The organism is Hyunsoonleella aquatilis (assembly GCF_014270105.1).
In the GTDB taxonomy this organism is placed as follows: Bacteria; Bacteroidota; Bacteroidia; order Flavobacteriales; family Flavobacteriaceae; genus Jejuia; species Jejuia aquatilis.
On sequence record NZ_JACNMF010000003.1, the window covers coordinates 85,827 to 106,626 of the forward strand.

A 20,800-nucleotide genomic window follows, 5' to 3' on the forward strand; every position below is an offset into this window, starting at 1 on the left:
AATCATATTAATTTTTGCATTACCTTTGCCTTCCAAACACGTTTGGGCAGATATGAGTCAGAAAGTTTTACTTAACGCAAAAGAGGTAAACATCATTCTTCATCGATTGGCTTGTCAACTTATTGAAAAACACACTGATTTCTCGAATACCGTATTGATTGGACTGCAACCCAGAGGGGTGTTTTTAGCTAATAGGATTGCATCTATTTTGAAGGACGATTACAGAGTAAATAATGTAAAACTTGGCTATTTGGACATTACGTTTTACCGCGATGATTTCAGGCGAAGTGAAAAGCCATTGGAAGCCAATACCACCAAAATAGATTTTTTGGTGGAGGACAAAAACATCATTTTTATTGATGATGTTTTGTATACGGGAAGAAGTATTAGAGCGGCACTGACCGCTATTCAATCCTTTGGACGGCCCAACGAAATAGAATTGTTAACACTGATAGATAGACGATTTAGCAGGCATCTGCCCATCCAACCCGATTACCGGGGGAGACAAGTGGACGTTATCAATAGTGAAAAAGTGGTGGTGAACTGGAAAGAGCATGATAAAGAGGATTCGGTGTATTTGATTGAAAAATAGAGGGAAAGGATTCTAAAATTAACGAGGGAGTGTAACCGCAGACTGAGACTGCGACTGAATACTGAAAAAGAATGAGCGAATTAAGTGTGAATCACTTATTGGGGATAAAGTACCTGAACGAGCAGGACATTCAACTAATTTTTGAAACCGCCGACCATTTTAAGGAGGTCATCAATCGTCCAATTAAAAAGGTGCCGTCGTTAAGGGATATCACCATCGCCAATTTGTTTTTTGAGAATTCCACACGAACCAAACTCTCTTTTGAACTGGCCGAAAAAAGATTGTCTGCCGATGTCATTAATTTTTCATCAGGGCAGTCCTCGGTAAAAAAAGGGGAAACCCTAATCGATACAGTCAACAATATTCTATCCATGAAGGTGGATATGGTAGTGATGCGGCACCCCAATCCCGGAGCAGGTGTTTTCCTGTCAAAGCATGTGGATGCGAGCATCATTAATGCAGGCGATGGCGCCCACGAGCATCCCACCCAGGCCTTATTGGACACCTATTCCATTCGAGAGCGCTTGGGCGAAGTCAAAGGTAAAAAAGTAGTTATTGTTGGGGATATTTTGCACAGTAGGGTTGCGCTTTCCAATATCTTCGCTTTGCAGTTGCAAGGTGCTGAAGTGATGGTTTGCGGGCCAAAAACATTGATTCCTAAATATATCGATAAACTGGGCGTAAAAGTAGAGACTGATTTACGGAAAGCCTTAAATTGGTGTGACGTTGCCAATATGCTTCGCGTTCAAAATGAGCGGATGGATATCAGTTATTTTCCATCAACCCGAGAGTATACTCAACAGTTTGGAGTAAACAAAGCTTTGTTGGATAGTTTAGATAAGGAAATCACCATTATGCACCCAGGACCGATCAATAGAGGTGTGGAAATTACCAGTGATGTGGCCGATTCTATGCAGGCCATCATTTTGGACCAGGTACAAAATGGTGTAGCTATTAGGATGGCAGTGATTTATTTATTAGCTTCCAAGATAAAACAGTAGGATATGATTATCGATAAAACCGGAAATACAACGGTTATCACCCAGGAAAAGTTTACGATAGTAGAACTTGTTAAAAAGATGGAAGCACTTTATCCCAAGTTTAAAAATGACAATATTATTGTCGCTTTAACGGCGTTGGACAAAATTGCGCTGGAGGATGTGGTTGAATTTTTGAACATTTCGAACATCCACAGAGGCAAAAACCATTCGTTCGTTGTCGTTTCCGATAAGGTTGATTTGGATGAAATTCCTGATGAGCTAGTGGTGGTGCCAACACAACAGGAGGCACTCGATATCATCGAAATGGAAGAAATGGAGCGCGATTTAGGGTTTTAAATGAAGTTAGATGTTTAGTCGTTTGTCGTAAAGTCGATTCACGCAACTCAACAACGCAATGACTTAGCAGCCAACCGACATAGATTATACATGAAATTAACCATTTTAGGTTGCTACAGCGCAACCCCTCGTACATTATCCAACACCACGTCTCAAGTGCTTGAAATCAATAATCACATGTTTTTGATAGACTGTGGGGAGGGCACTCAAGTGGAATTGCGACGCCATAGAATAAAATTCAACCGGATCAAGCATGTGTTTATTTCCCATTTGCACGGTGATCATTTTTTTGGTTTGGTGGGGCTGATTTCCACATTTCGATTGTTGACCAGAGAGGCCGATTTGCACATATATGGTCCAAAAGGCATAAAGGAAGTGATTACTCTTCAAATGAAACTGGCCGATTCATGGACCAACTACAAATTGATTTTTCACGAGTTGGAATCCAATACATCCCAATTGATATTTGAAGATGATGCGGTAGAGGTGTACACCATTCCATTGGAACACCGCGTGTATACCAATGGTTATCTGTTTAAGGAAAAAGAAAGAGACCGCAAGTTGGATATCGTTGCGGTAGAGCGGGCTAATATTGATGTGGCCTATTTCCGTAAACTAAAACAGGGCTTTGATGTTATGAACGAGGATGGCGTTTTGATAAAAAACGAAACGGTAACCAAGCCTGCCGAGAAACCTAAAAGTTATGCGTTTTGTAGTGACACGGTTTACAAAGAGGATATTTTGCCCATTATAAAGGATGTGGATGTGCTTTACCATGAGTCTACTTTTTTAGATCAGCACGCCCATTTGGCACCAAAAACCAAGCACTCCACAGCCAAGGAAGCGGCGACTATTGCAAAACTAGCTAATGCAGGCACTTTAGTTCTGGGACATTATTCTTCTCGCTATCCTAATTTGGAGGATTTTAGAAGTGAAGCTTTAACGGTTTTTGATAAAGTTGAGCTCGCGGAAGATGGTAAAACCTTCAGCTTCAATTAAACTCCTTCAGATTTTCTACCCAGCGAATAGCCTCGCTCAGCGACAAGCAACGTTTTATACTTTTGTTGGAAAAGTGCTTTTCCAATGAGGCATTGATATAAGAGGCGTTGTTATAAGCCACAATAGCACTGGCCACCAAAATATTATAATGCTTTTCAATGCGCAACCAATTTTGAGGGTCGATGGAATAAGAGTTAATCCTGTTGGCAACGTACGCCACTTGTGCATTTTCGCCATAAAACTTGTTTAACTCTTTAATTAAAACTTGCGCTTTTGACCAATCAAAATGTACGCCTTCATGAGGTTCGGCAACTACAAAATGTTCACATAAATAATAATTGCCGAAAGAAAGTGATAGTTTATAAGGCTTTAGTTTCTCAAAAAAAGGAGACTTTTCAAATGTCATTGATGCTCGTATATGTTTTGAATCAAAATTTTTGAGAGACAGTCGAAGTTAAGAAGTTTCTATGAGATAATAGCCTATTTGCCGTTAATTTTTCATTAATTTCGTCCTATGGAAAATGATTTGAGCAATTATCGAAAGTCTTACGATAAGGGAGAACTGCTTCTTAAAGATGCGCCAGAAAATCCAATGGAGTTGTTCCAAAAATGGTTTTACGAAGTAGATAAATATTTTCCAGAGGATGAAAATAACGCGATGACCATTGCAACAATTGGTATGGACGGCTATCCAAAAAACAGGGTAGTACTGCTTAAAAAGTTCACCTTTGAAGGTTTTATCTTTTACACGAATTATAACAGCGAAAAAGGTCGGGCAATTACTGAAAATCCAAACGTATGTCTTTCTTTTTTTTGGCATGGTGCTGAACGTCAAATTATTATAAAGGGAGAAGCCGAGAAGATTGCGCCCAATATGAGCGACGGCTATTTCGAGTCTCGCCCTAAGGGGAGCCAGCTTGGTGCTTTGGCTTCAAATCAAAGTGAAATAATTCCGAATAGGACGTTTTTAGAAAACAAGCTAAAAGCCTTGGAAATTGAATATGAGCGCAAAGCAGTAGAAAGACCTGAGCATTGGGGAGGTTATATGGTAAAGCCTGTGGAAATTGAGTTTTGGCAAGGACGCCCAAATAGATTGCACGATCGTATCAGGTATCAATTGCAATCAGATTACAATTGGCTCATTCATCGATTATCTCCATAAAAACAACGATGAAATACACTTTTTCTTGTCTTTCAAATGTATTTCATCGATAAAAAACATATTAGTTCGACGAAATACATGTTTTTCGTCGATTTTAACATTTCATTAACGCTTAAGCCGTGGTTTAGAAAGTAGATTTATAGTCCCAAATCTAAATTTACTTAACCATGAAGTTACTAACCAAGTTGTCATTCGTGGCATGTTTAACCCTACTTTCCTTTTCCTGCTCTACTGATAGTATTGACGATAAGGCCGATTCGGCCATAGAAAGTCTTGTTGTTCCTGAAGACAAGAGCATAGAATTGGAAATACTTGATTTAATAAACGATTTTAGATTATCTGAAGGGTTGTCTCCCTTAGAAAGTATGTCCATTATCAAAACTGCTGCCTTTAGCCATACCGATTATATGGCGGACACCCAGACGGTTTCCCATGCTAATTTCTTCGAAAGAAGTAAATATTTGAAGTCAAAGGCTGGCGCCAAAAATGTTTCTGAAAATGTGGCCTACGGTTTTACCAAAGCAGAATCTGTAGTAAAGGCTTGGATCAACAGTGAAAGTCATAAAAAAAATATTGAAGGCGATTATACCAATTTTGGAATTTCTGCCGAAAAGGATGTTGATGGTAGGTGGTACTACACCAACATTTTTATTAAGAAATAACCTGTAATTAATTTGCCGATTAATAGCTATAAATTAAAATTTGAATACTTAATTTAAAATTTTGCGAATTAATGCGGTTATATCGATAACTTGATTGTTATTGAATTTAGCTTTAGGTATAAAACCCTCCTGGAAACAGGAGGGTTTTTGATTGTACTACAGATTTTCAATATTCACTTTTTGAGGTAATCAAAACGATTTTTGAGTTGTTGATATCCGTTGTGAAGAACATATAAATATCACCACCCTCCCGAATATTGAATTTTTTCCGAAGCTGTTTAACGCTTTCGGGGAAGTTGCGTGTGGAGACATTTGCCTTGCTTATGGCTAGCTTCCCTATATGTTTTTTGTTGTAAGCTACAACCTTTTCTATTTTAAAAACCCTGCCCGGGAAATCGATGTGAGTACCATTTGTGTACAAATGCGAATTGGGGTGTAATTTGAACACATTATTTTGAATTGCAATTTGGTTAAACCCTCCAGATTTTAAAATGGCCGCATTGGGTTCGTATAAGTAAGAAAGCGGTTTGCTGTAGTGTGCCGTCGTCCCTTTTTCATCATTGGGCCTAAAACTGAAATGCTTTGTTGTGCTGTTTTTGATGTTAACCGTTTCAATGGAAATTGCGCCATTAAAGCCTTTTTCCAATATCCAAAGTAGTTCCTTTACGTCATTATTTATGGCAACAACATGGACTGTTTTTACGTATTTCAGCTCTTTGATGCCAACAGAAATATCGAGCAAGGGCGATGTTTTAATTAAAATGTTTTCTGAATGTTCAAATAGAAAATCAAGATTTACCGGAACATTGGGTAGGCAATCCTTTAAAAAAAACACTTTTCCTTTTGTGTCGTGCCGTCGGGAAGGGTCAATATATACCCAATCAAATTTTTGATTTTTAACTTTTAAAATTGATAAACCATCGCCAATTATGGTCTTGGCATTTTTAATATTAAGTTGTTCAAAATTGTACTTTACAATTGAAGATAGTCCATTGTTTATTTCGCAATGCGAAACGTTTTTAAACCGTTTTGAAAAATAAAAACAGTCCACTCCAAAACCTCCCGTGATGTCAATTATCGAATTCCCACGGATTAATTCTGATTTGTATTTCGCGGTGATTTCAGACGATGTTTGCTCAATGTTTAGCTTATTGGGGTAGTAAATATTATCAGTTTCAAACCATGTGGGGAGCTTCTTGTGGCACCGTTTTTTGGCCTCAATTTGTTCAACAATTTCAGAAGTTGAGATATTTTCAAAATCAGTGCCTTTAAGAAGAATAGTGTTAATATCCGAATAAATATTTGAATTTATAAAATCCTGTATTTCAGTATTTAAAATATGATTATTCAAATGAAAGCTATAAGTCTTTGGTAAGCTTTTTCACAATCTTGTTTTCTGATAAAAAAGCTTTAAGAATCACTTTAATGGCAGTATAAGCCGGTACGGCAATTATTAATCCGATAACACCGAATAAAATACCTGTAATTAATATTACCAAAAAGATTTCCAAGGGGTGAGACTTCACGCTTTTAGAAAAAATGATAGGCTGACTTCCGAAGTTATCCACCAATTGACCAATAACAAAAACCAGCAATACCCAAAATGTTTTGGGCAAAATAACATCGCTAAAACTTTCTCCTAAATTGCTCGTCATTGTCAATGTTATCATCAACACAGCTCCAATTAATGGCCCAACATAGGGTATCAAATTTAAAAGTGCGCACAAGAAGGCGATAACTACAGCATTTTCCACACCAATAATCAACAACCCAATCATATAAATAATGAAAAGGATAAGAATTTGAAAAATCAATCCAACGAAATAGCGAGACAACAAATCTTTAATCTTTGTGGACGAAGCCTTCCAACGAGATTCCTTGTCATCAGGGACCAGTGTTAGCAGACTGCTTTCAAACAAACGGGTGTCTTTCAAAAAGAAAAAAGAAATAAAAATTACTGAAAACAACCCTATACTAAAACTGCCAAGTCCGCTGATAACTGAATTCAGAAAATTTGGAATCAACGCAAAATCAATTTTAGATAACAAATTAGAATCCTTTAAAGATTGCTCTACATCGATTTGGTGCAAATCAAAATAGCTTACTATTTCGGCGTAAAGATTTTCAATATTTCCTTGCAGTTCCTCAATGTTGAGCAACGATAGATTTTGCCCCTGTTTTACGATTAATGGGACAAACAAGCTTACCAATCCAATAAAAATACCCAATAGAAGTGTCATTGTGACGACAACAGCAATGGTGTTTTTGAACTTTAGTTTTCGTTCCAAAAACAAAACAATTGGTCTTCCGATTAGTGAAATAACGGCCGCGATGGCCACGTAGCCAATCACTGAACGGATTTCGTAAAGGAAATAAAGCAACAGCGCAATGCCACAGATAATAGCGACGGCTCGTAAAATACCATTGGTGATGCTTTTGGAATTCAATTGATTGTTCTTTATAGAGTAAAACTAGTCATTTCGAATGAGAATGAGAAATCAGATTATTGAGTTTTTGGTTAAATACTGAGATGTATCAATCGTACCTCATTTCGACATGATATTATCGAAGCTGTTTGGTGATTTCGTAGAGTGCAATATTTGTGGCCTGGACCACATTCATGCTACTATTTTGCCCGTACATTTCAATGTGAATTATGTAGTCCGAAAGCTTTAAAACGTCCTCAGAAACCCCAAAGTTTTCATCGCCAACAATCAAAGCTATTGGTTTTTCTTTTGAAAATGAAAATTCATGGATGGGTTTGCTGTTGGTTGTGATCTCCAGCGCAATGATTTGATAACCTTCTTTTTTAAGCTTTTTGGCAACTTCAATAGTTGAGGGGTTTATTTCATAATCAACGACTTTTTCTGTCGCTCTTGAAGTTTTTGTCATTTTACGGCCTACCGGAATATTTTCACCACAGAGTACAAGTTTTTCAACCCCAAATGCATCCGAAATTCTAAATAGACTACCGATGTTTGTGGCATTGGTCACATTATCGGAAACCAAAGTGACTGGGAATTTTTGTCTTTCGAATTTGGAGGTGTAATGGGTGAGTTGCAAGCGATTAATGATTTTAAATTTATGATTTACGAATTCGAATCTTACAATATATTTGAAATTGTTATTACTTCATCTTCCTTGTTTTCTAAAAGAACATATAATACAAGTAAAAGGATCAGAATAAACGCGATTACCTTTATGAAAACTATTAATAACTGTTTTGGAGTACTATCTTTATCGGAATCTATTTCGAAGAATAATTCAACAATCAAAATTAAACTCTCTTTCAAAATAAAATTAGAATGTTAGTAGCAGTTAGTTTTCTCCTTTACACTTTGCGTCATAGTGCCTTTGCGAAAAGAAAGAATTAGTTCTCAAAGGCATATTTCACAATATTAGCACCCATTTTCAACGCTTTTTCACGGACATCCTCAGGGTCGTTGTGTACCTCGGGGTCTTCCCATCCGTCACCTAAATCGCTTTCAAAAGTGAATAACAAAATCAATCTGTCTTCATGGAAAATACCTAAAGCTAGAGGGCGTTTCCCATCATGCTCGTGAATTTTTGGTAACCCATTTGGGAACTTATATGCAATATTAAAAATAGGATGAGTTTTGTGAATTTCAGTTAATTCTTTATTCGGAAACACTTTTTTCAATTCCTTTTTTAGAAAGGGTTCCATACCGTAGTTGTCGTCAATGTGCAAGAATCCTCCCGAAAATAGATAATTTCTAAGGTTTTCGACATCTTCATCGCTGAAAAATACATTGCCATGTCCCGTCATATGTACTAGCGGAAACTGAAAAATATCTGGACTATCTGTATCAACGGTTTGGGGCTGTTCGGTTATTTTGGTTTTAATATTTTCGTTACAAAAGGTTATCAAATTGGGTAGGGCAGTGGGGTTGCCGTACCAGTCGCCCCCGCCTTTGTATTTTAAGACGGCGATTTCTTGAGAAAAGGAAACAAGAAATAGGAGGCAAGAGATAAGAGAAAAAAGGTACTTCATGTTTTATTTCTCATTGTGGGTTTCGTTTACAAAAGCTACCGAATGGCAGGCCACAATGCCAGCCGTTTCGGTACGCAGTCTGGTTTCGCCCAAAGTTACGGGAATAAAACGATTCGAAATGGCTAAATCAATTTCTTTCGTACCGAAATCCCCCTCGGGACCAATTAAAATCGTAACGTCCGTTTCTGGTTTTAATTCTTCTTTAAGGGATTTTTTATCGGTTTCCTCGCAATGCGCAATAAACAATTGTCCCTGAAAATCTTGTTCAAAAAACTTGATGAAACTCATTGCAGGATTTAATTTCGGCAAATAACAATTTAAGGATTGCTTCATGGCCGAATGCAAAATCCGTTCAAAACGATCGGGTTTGACGACTTTGCGTTCACTGCGGTCGCAAATAATTGGGGTGATGGCGTCGATGCCGATTTCGGTAGCCTTTTCCAAAAACCATTCATAGCGATCGTTCATTTTAGTGGGTGCCACGGCAAGATGCAAATTATAGTTGCGCTTGGGTTGCATTTCCTTTGAAATAATTTCGGCCTTGCATGAATTGTGGTTTCCCAACGTGATGGATGCAGTAAACAGCCAACCATTTCCATTAGTAATTTTAACGGTATCACCAACAGATTTGCGAAGTACTTTCACTAAATGTCTGCTTTCTTCTTTTGAAAAAGAAAAAGTGTTGGTAAGTTCCGTAAGTTCTGGATTATAGAACAGTTGCATTATTCAATGGGTTCAACAATTTTTAAAACTTTGATTTCTGAAATGTCTTTAGACTCATGGGTTTGTAATACCAAATAATAGAGTTGTTCAGGCGCTAAGTCTATGGTGTAAATGTCTTCCAAACCGCGAGATTCAGTAATTATCGCTTCTTCAAAACTGGCCGATAAATCACCAATAGTGAACCATCCGGTATCTCCACCTTTTTTGGCATTGTCGTCCATGGAATATTGATGAGCCAATACGCTGAAAGGTGTGCCATTTTTATGTTTTTCAATCAATTTTTCCCTTAAGTTTTGTATGCTCTGATAAGAATATGTTGAGCCGTCCAAAACAATATAGGCCACTCGGTAATAGGTTTTGCTTGTTTTTTCAAGGATTTTATAGAGTGTTTTTTCGCGTTCGGTTTCTACGGATTTTACCTGACTTTTTTGAAGTTTAAATAGGGCCTTGGCCAATTGCGTTTTGTGCTTTTCTTCATTGAAGGTGAAAATTTTGCTTTCAAAAGCATATTTGTTTTCAACAAAGTCCTTGGCCTGTTCCTGGGTTTCAACGGACAAAAGCGCTTCTTCCGTGTTGGTTTGGCTTTTTGATAGGAATGGAGTTAAGATAATTGCAAGAAAAAGTAGGTGTTGTTTCATGATGTATTTGATTAAGTTTTTCAAATTTAATTTTTAATCAAAACGATAAATTTCCTACGGTAATAAGTTTTTAAGAATGGATTGTTTAAAACTTTCTTTTGATAAGTTTGATATCAACTAACCAATATATTGAAACCAAAAAAATATACATCAGAATTCTTTCAATAGCCAGAGCAATAAGTAAAAGTGGAGTTTGATACTTATATTCAAATAAAGTCCAATTGCTTGGTAAATAATCACGGTGAATAGAAGTAATTACGATGATGTACCTTTCAATGTTTGGGCCAGAAAAAAGAAGGATGAAAAAGATAATGAAGGCTAAAGCAAAACTTTTAAAAGACAAATTCTGAAATCGCTTTAACCAAAATAATTGTGTCAATGCAGAGAAAATTAGTGGTCTACGCAATATCAAGGAATATAAATAATCGTAAGGGCCAATTCCCCTTTCTATGTAGTATAGATACTCTTCAGTCCTCGAATATTCTAAGAGATTTATTGTGCTATAAATAAGATAAATTATTCCAATAATTCGAATAATCTTAATTGAATAATTCAAAAATGTTTCAGAAAAACCACGGATTTCTTCAGTTTTAATTTTTGAAAGAAAATAGCATATAAAAAAGGTGAAACAGAACCCATAGAATGTGGCTTCAAAAATTTAATACAATATTTCTATGCTCCATTTTTTATATTTTCAATCTAGCCGAAGCCATCACATCCTGCTCTGCAAAGTCCCTTTCTAAATACTTTAGATACCCCACAATAGCAATCATCCCTGCATTGTCCGTAGTGTACTCAAACTTGGGGATATAAGTGGTCCAGCCAAATTTTTGTTCGCCATCTTTTAATGCTTTCCGAATGCCCGAATTTGCGGAAACCCCACCACCAATAGCGATGTGTTTGATGCCAGTCGATTTGCTTGCTTTTTTCAACTTGTCCATTAAAATTCTAATAATTGTGTATTGAATGGAAGCACAAATATCATTCAGATTTTCAGTAACAAAATTGGGATTAGCTTTTTCTTCTTTTCGAATAAAATACAAAATGGCCGTTTTCAGACCGGAAAAGCTAAAATTAAGCTCACCCACTTTCGGTTTGGGAAATGGAAATGCATTGGGGTTGCCCAGTTTGGAACGTTTATCAATTTCAGGGCCAGCGGGATAGCCCAATCCCAAAATTTTACCGCTTTTATCAAAAGCCTCGCCAACGGCATCATCAATGGTTTCGCCAATAACGGTCATTTCAAAATAATCGTCCACGCGCACAATTTGTGTATGTCCTCCAGAAATGGTCATTGCTAAAAATGGAAATGGTGGTTTTTCAAAGCCATCTTCTTCAATAAAATGTGCCAAAATATGGGCCTGCATATGATTCACATCAATCAAAGGAATATTCAATCCATAAGCCAAAGATTTTGCAAAGGAGGTACCCACCAGCAAACTGCCCATCAACCCAGGACCTCTGGTAAAAGCAACAGCATTAAGCCGCTCTTTTTTAATCCCTGCTTTTTTGATGGCCTGGTGTACCACAGGTACTATATTTTGCTGGTGCGCCCTTGAGGCTAATTCGGGTACAACACCACCGTATTCTTCGTGTATTTTTTGGCTAGCCACAACATTGCTCAAAACCCTGCCGTTATTTATTACACTGGCAGAGGTGTCGTCACAGGAGGACTCTATTCCGAGGATAAAAATATTTTGTTCAGCCATTAGTCAATATTAGGCACAATAATTGTTAATTTTGAGGGCATAACCAAAAAAGGCGGGAGAGCCTTGGTTGTGCAAATGCAAAACTACTCATTTTTAGTGTCAAACGAATGCACCTGTTTCGCTTTGCAAAAATTGCTTTTTAAAACCAAATACTATCAAGAGGGTACTTAAAATACTATCAAAAATTCTGGCAATAATCGTATTGCTGTTTGTGATTTTGGTACTCGTTTTGAGTATCCCAGCCGTTCAAACTTCACTAGGAGAAAAGACCACCAATTGGTTAAATGAAGAATATAAGACCAATATCAATGTTGAACGTATTGGGCTTCAATTTAATGGGGACGTTGAACTCAAAGGGATTTACATTGAAGATTTTAAAAAGGATACCCTAATTAGTATTGGCGAACTCAATACCTCTATCCTAAGTTTTGGTAATTTATACAAGGGCCGATTGGTGTTTGGCGATATCGATATTATGGATTTGGTGTTCCACATCAAAACCTACAAAGACTTCGAGGATACAAATCTTGACGTGTTTGTTGAAAAATTGGAAGGTGACAACCCGACAAAGGGGGACGGGAGTTTTTTGCTGAGTTCTAGCGATGTGTCTATTTACAACAGCGTTTTTAAACTTTCTGATGAAAATAAGGAAACGACAAGAGTCCTCGAATTCAATGATTTAAATATTAATGCCACCAACTTTTTAATTTCCGGGAGCGATGTCGGTGCCAGAATCAATACACTATCTTTTATGGATGCCCGAGGTGTTGAGGTGAAAAACCTGATGACCAACTTTAGGTACACCCGTACTGGAATGACCTTTGACGACCTTGAAGTAAAGACGGTCAATTCAATCTTAAAAGGCCAGTTAAAATTCTCTTACAAAAGGGAAGATTTGCAGTTTTTTGTTGACAAGGTGTTGGTGGATGCTACATTTACGGAAAGCAATGTTTTGTTGGACGAGCTCAATGCTTTTTATAACGAATTTGGAAAGGGCCAGTACGCCAAATTCAATGTGGATGTTTCTGGAACGTTGAACAATTTAAAAGCTACCAATTTAGAGTTGAATACCAGCGCACTAACCAAAGTGTATGGTGATTTGGATTTTAAAAACCTCTTTAGCAAGGCATCCAACGATTTTTCCATGGATGGCCGATTTCGAAATTTAACTTCTACTTATCGAGATTTAACCTCGCTTTTGCCTAATGTACTAGGTGAAGCGATCCCTTCCTCTTTTGATAGGTTGGGAAAGTTTGAGATTAAAGGTAACTCCCGGGTTACGGCAACTAACGTTGATGCCGATGTTGTTATTGATACTGATTTGGGTTTAGTGAATTCTGATTTGAGCATTCAAAAAATAGATGATATCGACAATGCCAAATACAAGGGGAATTTAGTTTTTGACGAATTTGATTTGGGAACATTTATTGAAGACCCAAAAGTTGGAACGGTGTCCGCAAATATTAATGTTGATGGGATAGGTTTTGTGGCTGAAACGGTTGATACTCAGGTAAAGGGTGATATATTTGACTTGGTTTATAATGATTACAATTACAAACAGTCCAAGGTTTCAGGTAAGGTTAGTAATAAGATTTTTGACGGGATTCTATTAGTTAATGACAAAAATTTAAAACTCAACTTCAACGGTTTGGTTGATTTTTCGGAAACCGTAAACAAATATGATTTTGAGGCCAACGTGGGGTATGCCAATCTTAATGCACTTAATTTTGTAAAAAAGGACAGTATTTCCATTTTCAGGAGTGTTGTAAACATGAATATGAACAGTAGTAGTCTCGATGATGCCTTTGGGAAAATTACCTTTAGGAATACCTCCTATCGAAACGAAAATGACACGTATAATTTCACCTCATTTAAGATTGCCTCGCGTTTCGATGGGGATACCCGGGTTATAGATATTGATTCGCCAGATATTATCGAGGGTAGCCTTGAAGGTGAGTTCATCATTAGGGATATGGTGAAACTACTCGAAAACTCTGTGGGAAACATTTACACCAATTATAAGCCACATGTTGTTGCCGAAAATCAAAGGGTGAATTTTAACTTCAAAATATATAATAAAATTATTGAGGTGTTTTATCCTGATATTGAACTTGGAAAGAACACCTTTATAAGAGGTAGATTGGAAAGCGATGCCAAGAAATTTAGGGTAACATTTAAATCACCCCAAATTAAGCTATTGGACAACTTTGTAAAGGATATTGAGCTTCAGGTGGATAACAGCAACCCCGTTTTCAATACCTATGTAGAGGTGGATAGTATCAACACAAAATATTACAACGCGGCGGATTTCAATTTGATTAATGTTACCGTAAATGATACCTTGTTTATGCGTTCGGAGTTTACCGGAGGGCGGCGCAACAATGATAAATTCAACCTAAGTTTTTACCATACGATTAACGAAGACAACAAGTCGGTAGTCGGTTTTAAAACGTCGGATGTTACCATTAAGAATTACAAATGGTACGTTAATGGCGATGAGGATAGGTTCAACAAGGTTACATTCAGTAAAGATTTGAGTTCCATTGAGATTGATAGATTCAAAATTAATCACGGCAAAGAAGAGGTGAGGCTTTCCGGCTTTTTAAGGGATTCCACCGAAAAGGATTTGAAGCTGGATTTTAAAAATGTAAAATTGTCCAAAATTACACCCGATATTGATAGTTTGAAACTGGCCGGTAAGGTAAACGGGAAGCTGGATATTTTACAGAAAAACGGAAGCTATTTGCCCAATTCAACGGTTGTAGTCAATGATCTTAGGGTAAACGATTTCCTTTTAGGTGATTTTGATGCAGAAATCACGGGCAACTCGGATTTAACCAATTATAAAGTGGATGTCAGTATAAAGGATGACGTGAAGAAATCCTTTTACGCCCAAGGAGATATCAATGTTAGTGGAAAAAGGGCGAGTATTGATGTGGATTTAGGATTTAACAAGTTTAACTTAGTGCCACTGAACCCTTTACTGGTTGATGTGTTGTCCAACATTCGGGGTGAAGCCTCTGGGAAAGCCAATATTGTTGGCGATTTAAGGCGCCCAGATATAAATGGGCAATTGGTCATGAACAATTCGGGATTCACAATCCCATATTTGAATGTGGACTATGATTTTAACGATAAGGCCCTTGTGAGGCTGGAGGAACAAAGTTTTATATTCAATAACATATTACTAACGGATACAAAATTTAATTCGAAAGGAAGGTTGAATGGAAAGTTGAGCCATGTCAATCTTTCAAACTGGAGCTTGGATCTAGACGTTAACACCTCTCGCTTACTAGTACTGGATACCGAGGAAACGGAGGATGCCCTTTACTACGGGACTGGGTTCGTAGGAGGCTCGGCAAAAATTTATGGTCCGACGGAACAATTAGTGATTAGTGTTATTGGGGAAACCAAACCCGGTACTGTGTTTAAAATCCCGCTGTCTGATACCGAATCTTTTGGGGATAACTCATTTATCCATTTTATTACACCCGAAGAAAAGCGGGCCAGGGAAAAGGGTGAAGCTTATGTATTTGACGAAATAAAAGGTTTGGAATTGGATTTTGATTTGGACGTCACCCAAGATGCTGAATTGGAAATAATCATTAACAAGGAAACGGGGCATGCGTTAAGAGGACGTGGAGTTGGTGGCCTCTTGGTTGAAATCAATACGAATGGCAAGTTTGATATGTGGGGGGATTTCTCTGTGTTTGAAGGGGTTTATGATTTTGCCTATGGAGGGCTGTTCCAAAAACGATTTATTGTACAACCAGGTGGAACTATCGCATGGGAAGGGGATCCATTAAAAGCGCAAATAAACATTCTGGCCACGTATAAAACTGAAGCAAACCCTTCACCATTATTGGATACGCCAATAAACAGAAGTATTCCAGTAGAACTCAATATTACGCTTACTGGGGATTTGGAACGCCCCGACCCAATTTTCGAATTTGAGTTCCCCAATGTAAATTCTACCATTAAATCAGAGTTGAATTACCGTTTGGAATCTACGGACGACCGACAAAATCAAGCATTGTATTTGGTGTCTACAGGCTCTTTTTCCAGGGGCTTGAACGATTTGAATTTTTCTGGTACGATTGCCGAACGTTTGAATGGCATCGTAAGTGGCATATTTTCAAGCGAGGATGGTAAATTCAACATCAACCCCTATTATGAAGCTGGACAGAACAGGCCGGACTATCAAACTGATGATAGGGTGGGGCTCACCTTTCAAACGCAATTAAGCGACCGGATTCTTTTCAATGGTAAAGTAGGTGTGCCAGTTGGTGGGGCTGGGGAAACCCAAACCGTTATTGCAGGAGATCTGGAAATTAACTTTCTTTTGAATGATGATGGAACTTTAACGGCCAACGTATTCAATCGCGAAAACAGTATACGAAATTTTGGCGAGGCCATTGGCTACACCCAAGGCGGAGGTATTTCTTATAATGTCGATTTTGATACCTTTAAGGAGTTGCTCAGGGCTTTATTCAAAAAAGGCAAAGAGGCGGAGGTTTTGGAGCAACCAGAGCCAAAAGAAGATAATCAGAGTTTACCTGATTTTATTTCCATAAGGCAGCCCAAGGACGCTGCGAAATAGTCGATTTTTCGGCCTTTAATCTGCCTAAATCTAATTATTTATTAACTCAAACGTTTTAGTTTTTACATTCAAGTTAATATAACTTCAAAAGCTGTGAATTATTGATTTTGTTTAGTAATTTTACCTGCTAATTAAATGTCCATGTCTACAAAGATTAATAAGATTGGCGTATTTACCTCAGGAGGGGATTCTCCGGGTATGAATGCCGCTATCCGTTCAGTTGTTAGAACGTGTGCTTACCATGATATAGAATGTGTTGGAATTTACAGAGGTTACGAAGGCCTTATGGAAGGCGATTTTGAACCTTTGGGAGCCAGAAGTGTTCGGGGTATCATCAATAAAGGAGGAACGATTTTAAAATCTGCCCGTTCAAAAGACTTCCGAACCAAGGAAGGAAGGCAAAAAGCATACGACGCCCTGGTAAAAGCTGGAGTAGGAGGTTTGGTTGCTATTGGAGGTGATGGAACCTTTACTGGAGCGATGATTTTCAACAGGGAATTTAACTTTCCAGTAATGGGTATTCCGGGTACCATTGATAATGATATATTTGGAACTTCGCATACATTAGGCTTTGATACTGCTCAGAATACGGTGATGGAGGCAATAGATAAGATTCGTGATACGGCAAGTTCGCATAATAGACTGTTTTTTATAGAGGTAATGGGCCGCGATGTTGGTCATATAGCGCTGAATACTGGTATTGCCGGTGGTGCCGAAGAAATACTGATACCAGAAGAGGATTTGGGATTAGACAGACTAGTTGAGTCATTAAACAAAAGTAGAAAGTCCGGAAAATCCTCAAGTATCGTTGTAGTTGCGGAAGGTGATAAAATTGGAAAGAATATTTTTGAGCTGAAAGAGTACGTTGATGAAAACATGAAAGGCTATGACGTAAGGGTCTCTGTATTAGGACACATGCAAAGAGGTGGAGCGCCTTCCTGCTTCGATAGGGTACTAGCCAGTAGAATGGGGGTAAAAGCTGTGGAGTCATTACTGGAAGGAAAGACCAATTACATGGTGGGGCTGTTGAGCAATAAAATGGAATTAACCCCATTGGATAAGGCAATAAAAGGAAAATCAAAAATAAATATGGAATTACTTCGTGTCTCTGACATTATGAGCACGTAACACTAATTAATTTAATAAAATTATGTCAAAATTGAAAATTGGAATTAACGGATTTGGTCGTATAGGTAGAATTGCCTTCAGAGTGGCAGCCTCAAGACCTGATATAGAAGTAGTGGGTATCAACGATTTGTTGGATGTAGACCACTTGGCTTATTTACTGAAATATGATTCTGTGCACGGTAGATTTAACGGTACTGTGGATATCAATAATGGAAACTTAGTAGTAAACGGCAATGAAATCAGAATTACCGCAGAGCGCAACCCAGAGGATTTAAAATGGGATGCCGTTGGTGCGGAGGTAGTTTTGGACTGTACAGGTATTTTTACTACTCTGGAATTGGCTCAAAAGCACATTACTGCCGGAGCTAAAAAGGTGGCGATTTCTGCACCTTCAAAAGATGCGCCTATGTTTGTAATGGGAGTAAACAACGATAAGATTACTGCAGCTGATACTATCGTTTCAAATGCATCTTGTACAACAAACTGTTTAGCGCCTTTGGCTAAGGTTATCAATGATAACTTTGGAATTGTTGAAGGTTTAATGACTACTGTTCATGCTACTACGGCTACTCAAATGACTGTAGATGGACCATCTAAGAAAGACTGGAGAGGAGGTAGAAGCGCATTGGCTAATATCATCCCATCTTCAACTGGAGCGGCAAAAGCAGTAGGTAAGGTTATTCCAGAATTGAACGGAAAATTGACAGGTATGGCATTTAGAGTACCAACTCCAGATGTGTCTGTAGTGGATTTAACCGTAAGAACTGAAAAATCAGCATCATGGGAGGAAGTAAAAGCAACTTTGAAAGCAGCGGCTGACGGCCCGTTAAAGGGTGTTTTAGGATATACTGAAGAAAAGGTAGTATCTCAAGATTTTGTGTCTGAATCTATGACCAGTGTATTTGATGCCGATGCTAGTATTGCCTTAAATGATAATTTCTTTAAATTAGTATCTTGGTACGATAACGAATTTGGTTATTCAACTAAATTGGTTGACCTCGCGCAATATATAGCAACTGTTTAAAAATAAATTAATCTAATTTAAACTCCACTGGATATTGTGTGTTTAGCACAGTACTTTGTGGAGTTTTTTTATACCAAAACTAACTAGATATGGTTTTAATTGTTGATAGTGGGTCTACTAAGTCCGATTGGATTGCCATAGATAACAACGGAAATAAATTACTGGAAAAAATACGTACCAAGGGCTTAAATCCTGAGATTCTTTCGGAAGAAAAACTGAAAAAGATTATAAAAAAGAGCCCGGAACTTAAGACAAACAAGGATATCGTTACGCATGTCTTCTTTTATGGTGCCGGTTGTGGTACAGAACGGGGTAAAGAAATTGTGTTAGATGCCCTGTCCGAAGTTTTTACCAATGCAAAAATCAAAGTTGAAGAAGATACTTTGGCTGCGGTTTACGGGACTATAAACGATGAAACCGAAGCAGCCGTGGTTTGTATTCTTGGCACGGGTTCCAATTGTAGCTATTATGACGGCTCCAAGTTGCACCAAAGGGTGAAATCATTGGGATATATTATGATGGACGATGCCTCAGGAAATTATTATGGCAAACAATTGATAAGGGACTATTATTTCAACCACATGCCCGAAAATGTTAAGGTGGCCTTTGGAAGCAAATACAACTTAGAAGCCGATTTCGTCAAATACAATATTTACAAACAGCCCAATCCCAATGCCTATCTGGCTAATTTTGCCGAATTTATGTTTTTGCAAAAAGATTCGGAGTATACGGTAAATCTAATCAAAGATGGCATACGCCTATTTGCAAAGAATATGATTTTCCAATATGAAGAAGAGTTAAAAAATGTACCTGTACATTTTGCGGGTTCCATAGCTTTCTTTTCCCAAAATGAAATAAAAGAAGTAGCCGAAGAAATGGGCTTTAAAGTTGGAAACATTGTACGCCGGCCAATTGACCGTTTAGTCGAATTTCATACCAAGGATTTGTAATTAAACCGATGCTTTATTAGCGCTTCAGCCAGACATATCGCATTATACATATCCAATGCTACCAATAAGGTTCAACTCTTTAAACGTATTCTGTCCGGCGAAATTTTCGGAGAATTTCAAGGTTTAAATGGCGAATTGTTTTCTGATATTGCGGTTGAAAAATTTATCGAAGAAGAATTGCGGCACGGGCGTTTTGATATCCGGACAAAAACTAAGAATAGCCTAAAAAACTCCTCGGAAGGTGAGCGTAAAAGAGCCCTGCTCAATCACATTTTGACACAAAAAACAGCGGATTACGTTTTACTGGACAATGTCTTTGACTGTTTGGATATTGAGGCCCAAACGCGAATTAAATTAGCTTTAGAGCAATTAAGTCAATCCGTCCGAATCATTCAAATTGCTACAAGAAGAAGGGATATTTTGGCTTTTATCGATAAGGTATATTTGGTTGAAAATGAAGAGGTACAACCCTTAAATAACCAAAAGGCTTCTAGTCAAAATGCAAAAACCTATTTTGTAAAGGCATTGCCACGTCCGTATGTTTTAGAAAGTAGGGTTCCAAATCCCTTGATTAAATTGAACAAAGTTTGTGTAAATTATGGGGGGCGGCCAATCGTTAAGGACATAAATTGGGAAGTGAAACCCGGTGAGTTTTGGCAATTGATCGGACCCAATGGCTCTGGTAAAAGTACGATTCTAACATTGATTTCAGGGGATAATCCAAAGGGTTTTCTTCAGGATATGATCCTGTTTGGGATGAAAAAAGGCAGTGGGGAAACCGTTTGGGATATCAAAAAGAACATTGGTTTTTTTTCCTCAGAAATGCTGAGAGGGTTTAAACGAAGGGATTCTATTGAAAAGATGATTATTTCTGGTTTTTTGGATTCTATTGGACTTTATAAGGTCCCATCGGAAAGGCAAATCAATATTGCCCATGAATGGCTGGAACTTTTAAATATGGTGCATATAAAAGATAAGAGTTTCCAGTCCTTATCCAATGGGCATAAACGATTGGTGCTTATCGCCAGGGCCATGGTAAAGCACCCGCCATTGCTCATTTTAGATGAACCTACAAACGGATTGGACGACAACGATGCCCAATTATTTGCTGAACTGGTCAATAAAATTGCCTCAGAAAGCCATACAGCTATCATTTATGTATCGCACAGAAAGGAAGCACATATCCGACCGAGTTTTATTTATGAGTTGATACCTTCAGCAACAGGTTCGATTGGAAAGATATCTAAGCAGTAAATATCAAATG

19 protein-coding genes are annotated in these 20,800 nt (G+C 37.9%); 11 read left to right on the forward strand and 8 right to left on the reverse strand.

What is annotated here, in order from left to right:
• Positions 1-52 precede the first annotated feature (52 nt).
• The 4 genes from pyrR (at position 53) to H7U19_RS09330 (ending at position 2,928) form a co-directional block, all read left to right on the forward strand.
• Positions 53-592, forward strand: a complete 540-nt coding sequence (gene pyrR, locus H7U19_RS09315; protein WP_186561690.1) for a bifunctional pyr operon transcriptional regulator/uracil phosphoribosyltransferase PyrR — start codon at positions 53-55, stop codon at positions 590-592.
• A gap of 71 nt (positions 593-663) precedes the next feature.
• Positions 664-1,593 (forward strand): aspartate carbamoyltransferase catalytic subunit, encoded by a 930-nt coding sequence (locus H7U19_RS09320; RefSeq protein ID WP_186561692.1) that lies wholly within the window; start codon positions 664-666, stop codon positions 1,591-1,593.
• Between the two features lie 3 nt (positions 1,594-1,596).
• A complete protein-coding gene (locus tag H7U19_RS09325; protein WP_186561694.1) occupies positions 1,597-1,929 on the forward strand; it encodes a ribonuclease Z in 333 nt (110 codons plus the stop codon).
• A gap of 90 nt (positions 1,930-2,019) precedes the next feature.
• Complete coding sequence (locus tag H7U19_RS09330) at positions 2,020-2,928, forward strand: ribonuclease Z (protein ID WP_186561696.1); 909 nt, start codon at positions 2,020-2,022, stop codon at positions 2,926-2,928.
• On the opposite strand, the gene H7U19_RS09335 is transcribed toward H7U19_RS09330, so the two are convergent.
• A complete protein-coding gene (locus tag H7U19_RS09335) occupies positions 2,921-3,334 on the reverse strand; it encodes a hypothetical protein (RefSeq protein ID WP_186561698.1) in 414 nt (137 codons plus the stop codon). The two genes, H7U19_RS09330 and H7U19_RS09335, sit on opposite strands and share 8 nt — an antisense overlap.
• Before the next feature lie 108 nt (positions 3,335-3,442).
• Between H7U19_RS09335 and pdxH the strand changes: the two genes are divergently transcribed.
• Entirely contained in the window at positions 3,443-4,090 is a 648-nt protein-coding gene (gene pdxH / locus H7U19_RS09340; RefSeq protein ID WP_186561700.1) for a pyridoxamine 5'-phosphate oxidase, read from the forward strand.
• Between the two features lie 167 nt (positions 4,091-4,257).
• Positions 4,258-4,752: a CAP domain-containing protein gene (locus H7U19_RS09345; RefSeq protein ID WP_186561702.1), complete on the forward strand. Its 495-nt coding sequence runs from the start codon at positions 4,258-4,260 to the stop codon at positions 4,750-4,752.
• A gap of 166 nt (positions 4,753-4,918) precedes the next feature.
• Here the strand turns inward: H7U19_RS09345 and H7U19_RS09350 are convergent, their stop codons facing one another.
• The 7 genes from H7U19_RS09350 to tsaD all read right to left on the reverse strand — a co-directional run bounded on the left by H7U19_RS09350 (position 4,919) and on the right by tsaD (position 11,834).
• Entirely contained in the window at positions 4,919-6,103 is a 1,185-nt protein-coding gene (locus H7U19_RS09350) for a THUMP-like domain-containing protein (protein ID WP_186561704.1), read from the reverse strand.
• Positions 6,104-6,110: 7 nt separating this feature from the next.
• Positions 6,111-7,199, reverse strand: coding sequence for an AI-2E family transporter (locus H7U19_RS09355; protein ID WP_186561706.1), 1,089 nt, complete (start codon positions 7,197-7,199; stop codon positions 6,111-6,113).
• A gap of 115 nt (positions 7,200-7,314) precedes the next feature.
• A complete protein-coding gene (locus H7U19_RS09360; RefSeq protein ID WP_186561708.1) occupies positions 7,315-7,815 on the reverse strand; it encodes a TrmH family RNA methyltransferase in 501 nt (166 codons plus the stop codon).
• A 307-nt stretch (positions 7,816-8,122) separates the two neighbouring features.
• Positions 8,123-8,764 (reverse strand): DUF4159 domain-containing protein, encoded by a 642-nt coding sequence (locus tag H7U19_RS09365; protein WP_186561710.1) that lies wholly within the window; start codon positions 8,762-8,764, stop codon positions 8,123-8,125.
• A gap of 3 nt (positions 8,765-8,767) precedes the next feature.
• Positions 8,768-9,487, reverse strand: a complete 720-nt coding sequence (locus H7U19_RS09370) for a 16S rRNA (uracil(1498)-N(3))-methyltransferase (protein WP_186561712.1) — start codon at positions 9,485-9,487, stop codon at positions 8,768-8,770.
• Complete coding sequence (locus tag H7U19_RS09375; RefSeq protein WP_186561714.1) at positions 9,487-10,125, reverse strand: peptidylprolyl isomerase; 639 nt, start codon at positions 10,123-10,125, stop codon at positions 9,487-9,489. The genes H7U19_RS09370 and H7U19_RS09375 overlap by 1 nt, the downstream gene beginning before the upstream one ends.
• A gap of 686 nt (positions 10,126-10,811) precedes the next feature.
• Positions 10,812-11,834 carry a tRNA (adenosine(37)-N6)-threonylcarbamoyltransferase complex transferase subunit TsaD gene (tsaD, locus tag H7U19_RS09380; protein ID WP_186561716.1) on the reverse strand — a complete coding sequence of 341 codons (1,023 nt, stop codon included), beginning with the start codon at positions 11,832-11,834 and terminating at the stop codon, positions 10,812-10,814.
• 211 nt (positions 11,835-12,045) lie between these two features.
• On the opposite strand from tsaD, the gene H7U19_RS09385 reads away from it, so the two are divergent.
• From H7U19_RS09385 to H7U19_RS09405, 5 genes are all read left to right on the forward strand, one after another.
• Positions 12,046-16,434, forward strand: coding sequence for a translocation/assembly module TamB domain-containing protein (locus H7U19_RS09385; RefSeq protein ID WP_343069090.1), 4,389 nt, complete (start codon positions 12,046-12,048; stop codon positions 16,432-16,434).
• 141 nt (positions 16,435-16,575) lie between these two features.
• Positions 16,576-17,562, forward strand: a complete 987-nt coding sequence (gene pfkA / locus H7U19_RS09390; protein ID WP_186561720.1) for a 6-phosphofructokinase — start codon at positions 16,576-16,578, stop codon at positions 17,560-17,562.
• 22 nt (positions 17,563-17,584) lie between these two features.
• Positions 17,585-18,586, forward strand: a complete 1,002-nt coding sequence (gap, locus tag H7U19_RS09395; protein WP_186561722.1) for a type I glyceraldehyde-3-phosphate dehydrogenase — start codon at positions 17,585-17,587, stop codon at positions 18,584-18,586.
• Between the two features lie 89 nt (positions 18,587-18,675).
• Complete coding sequence (locus H7U19_RS09400) at positions 18,676-19,536, forward strand: N-acetylglucosamine kinase (RefSeq protein WP_186561724.1); 861 nt, start codon at positions 18,676-18,678, stop codon at positions 19,534-19,536.
• 135 nt (positions 19,537-19,671) lie between these two features.
• Positions 19,672-20,790, forward strand: coding sequence for an ATP-binding cassette domain-containing protein (locus H7U19_RS09405; RefSeq protein ID WP_186561726.1), 1,119 nt, complete (start codon positions 19,672-19,674; stop codon positions 20,788-20,790).
• The last annotated feature ends 10 nt before the right edge of the window (positions 20,791-20,800 follow it).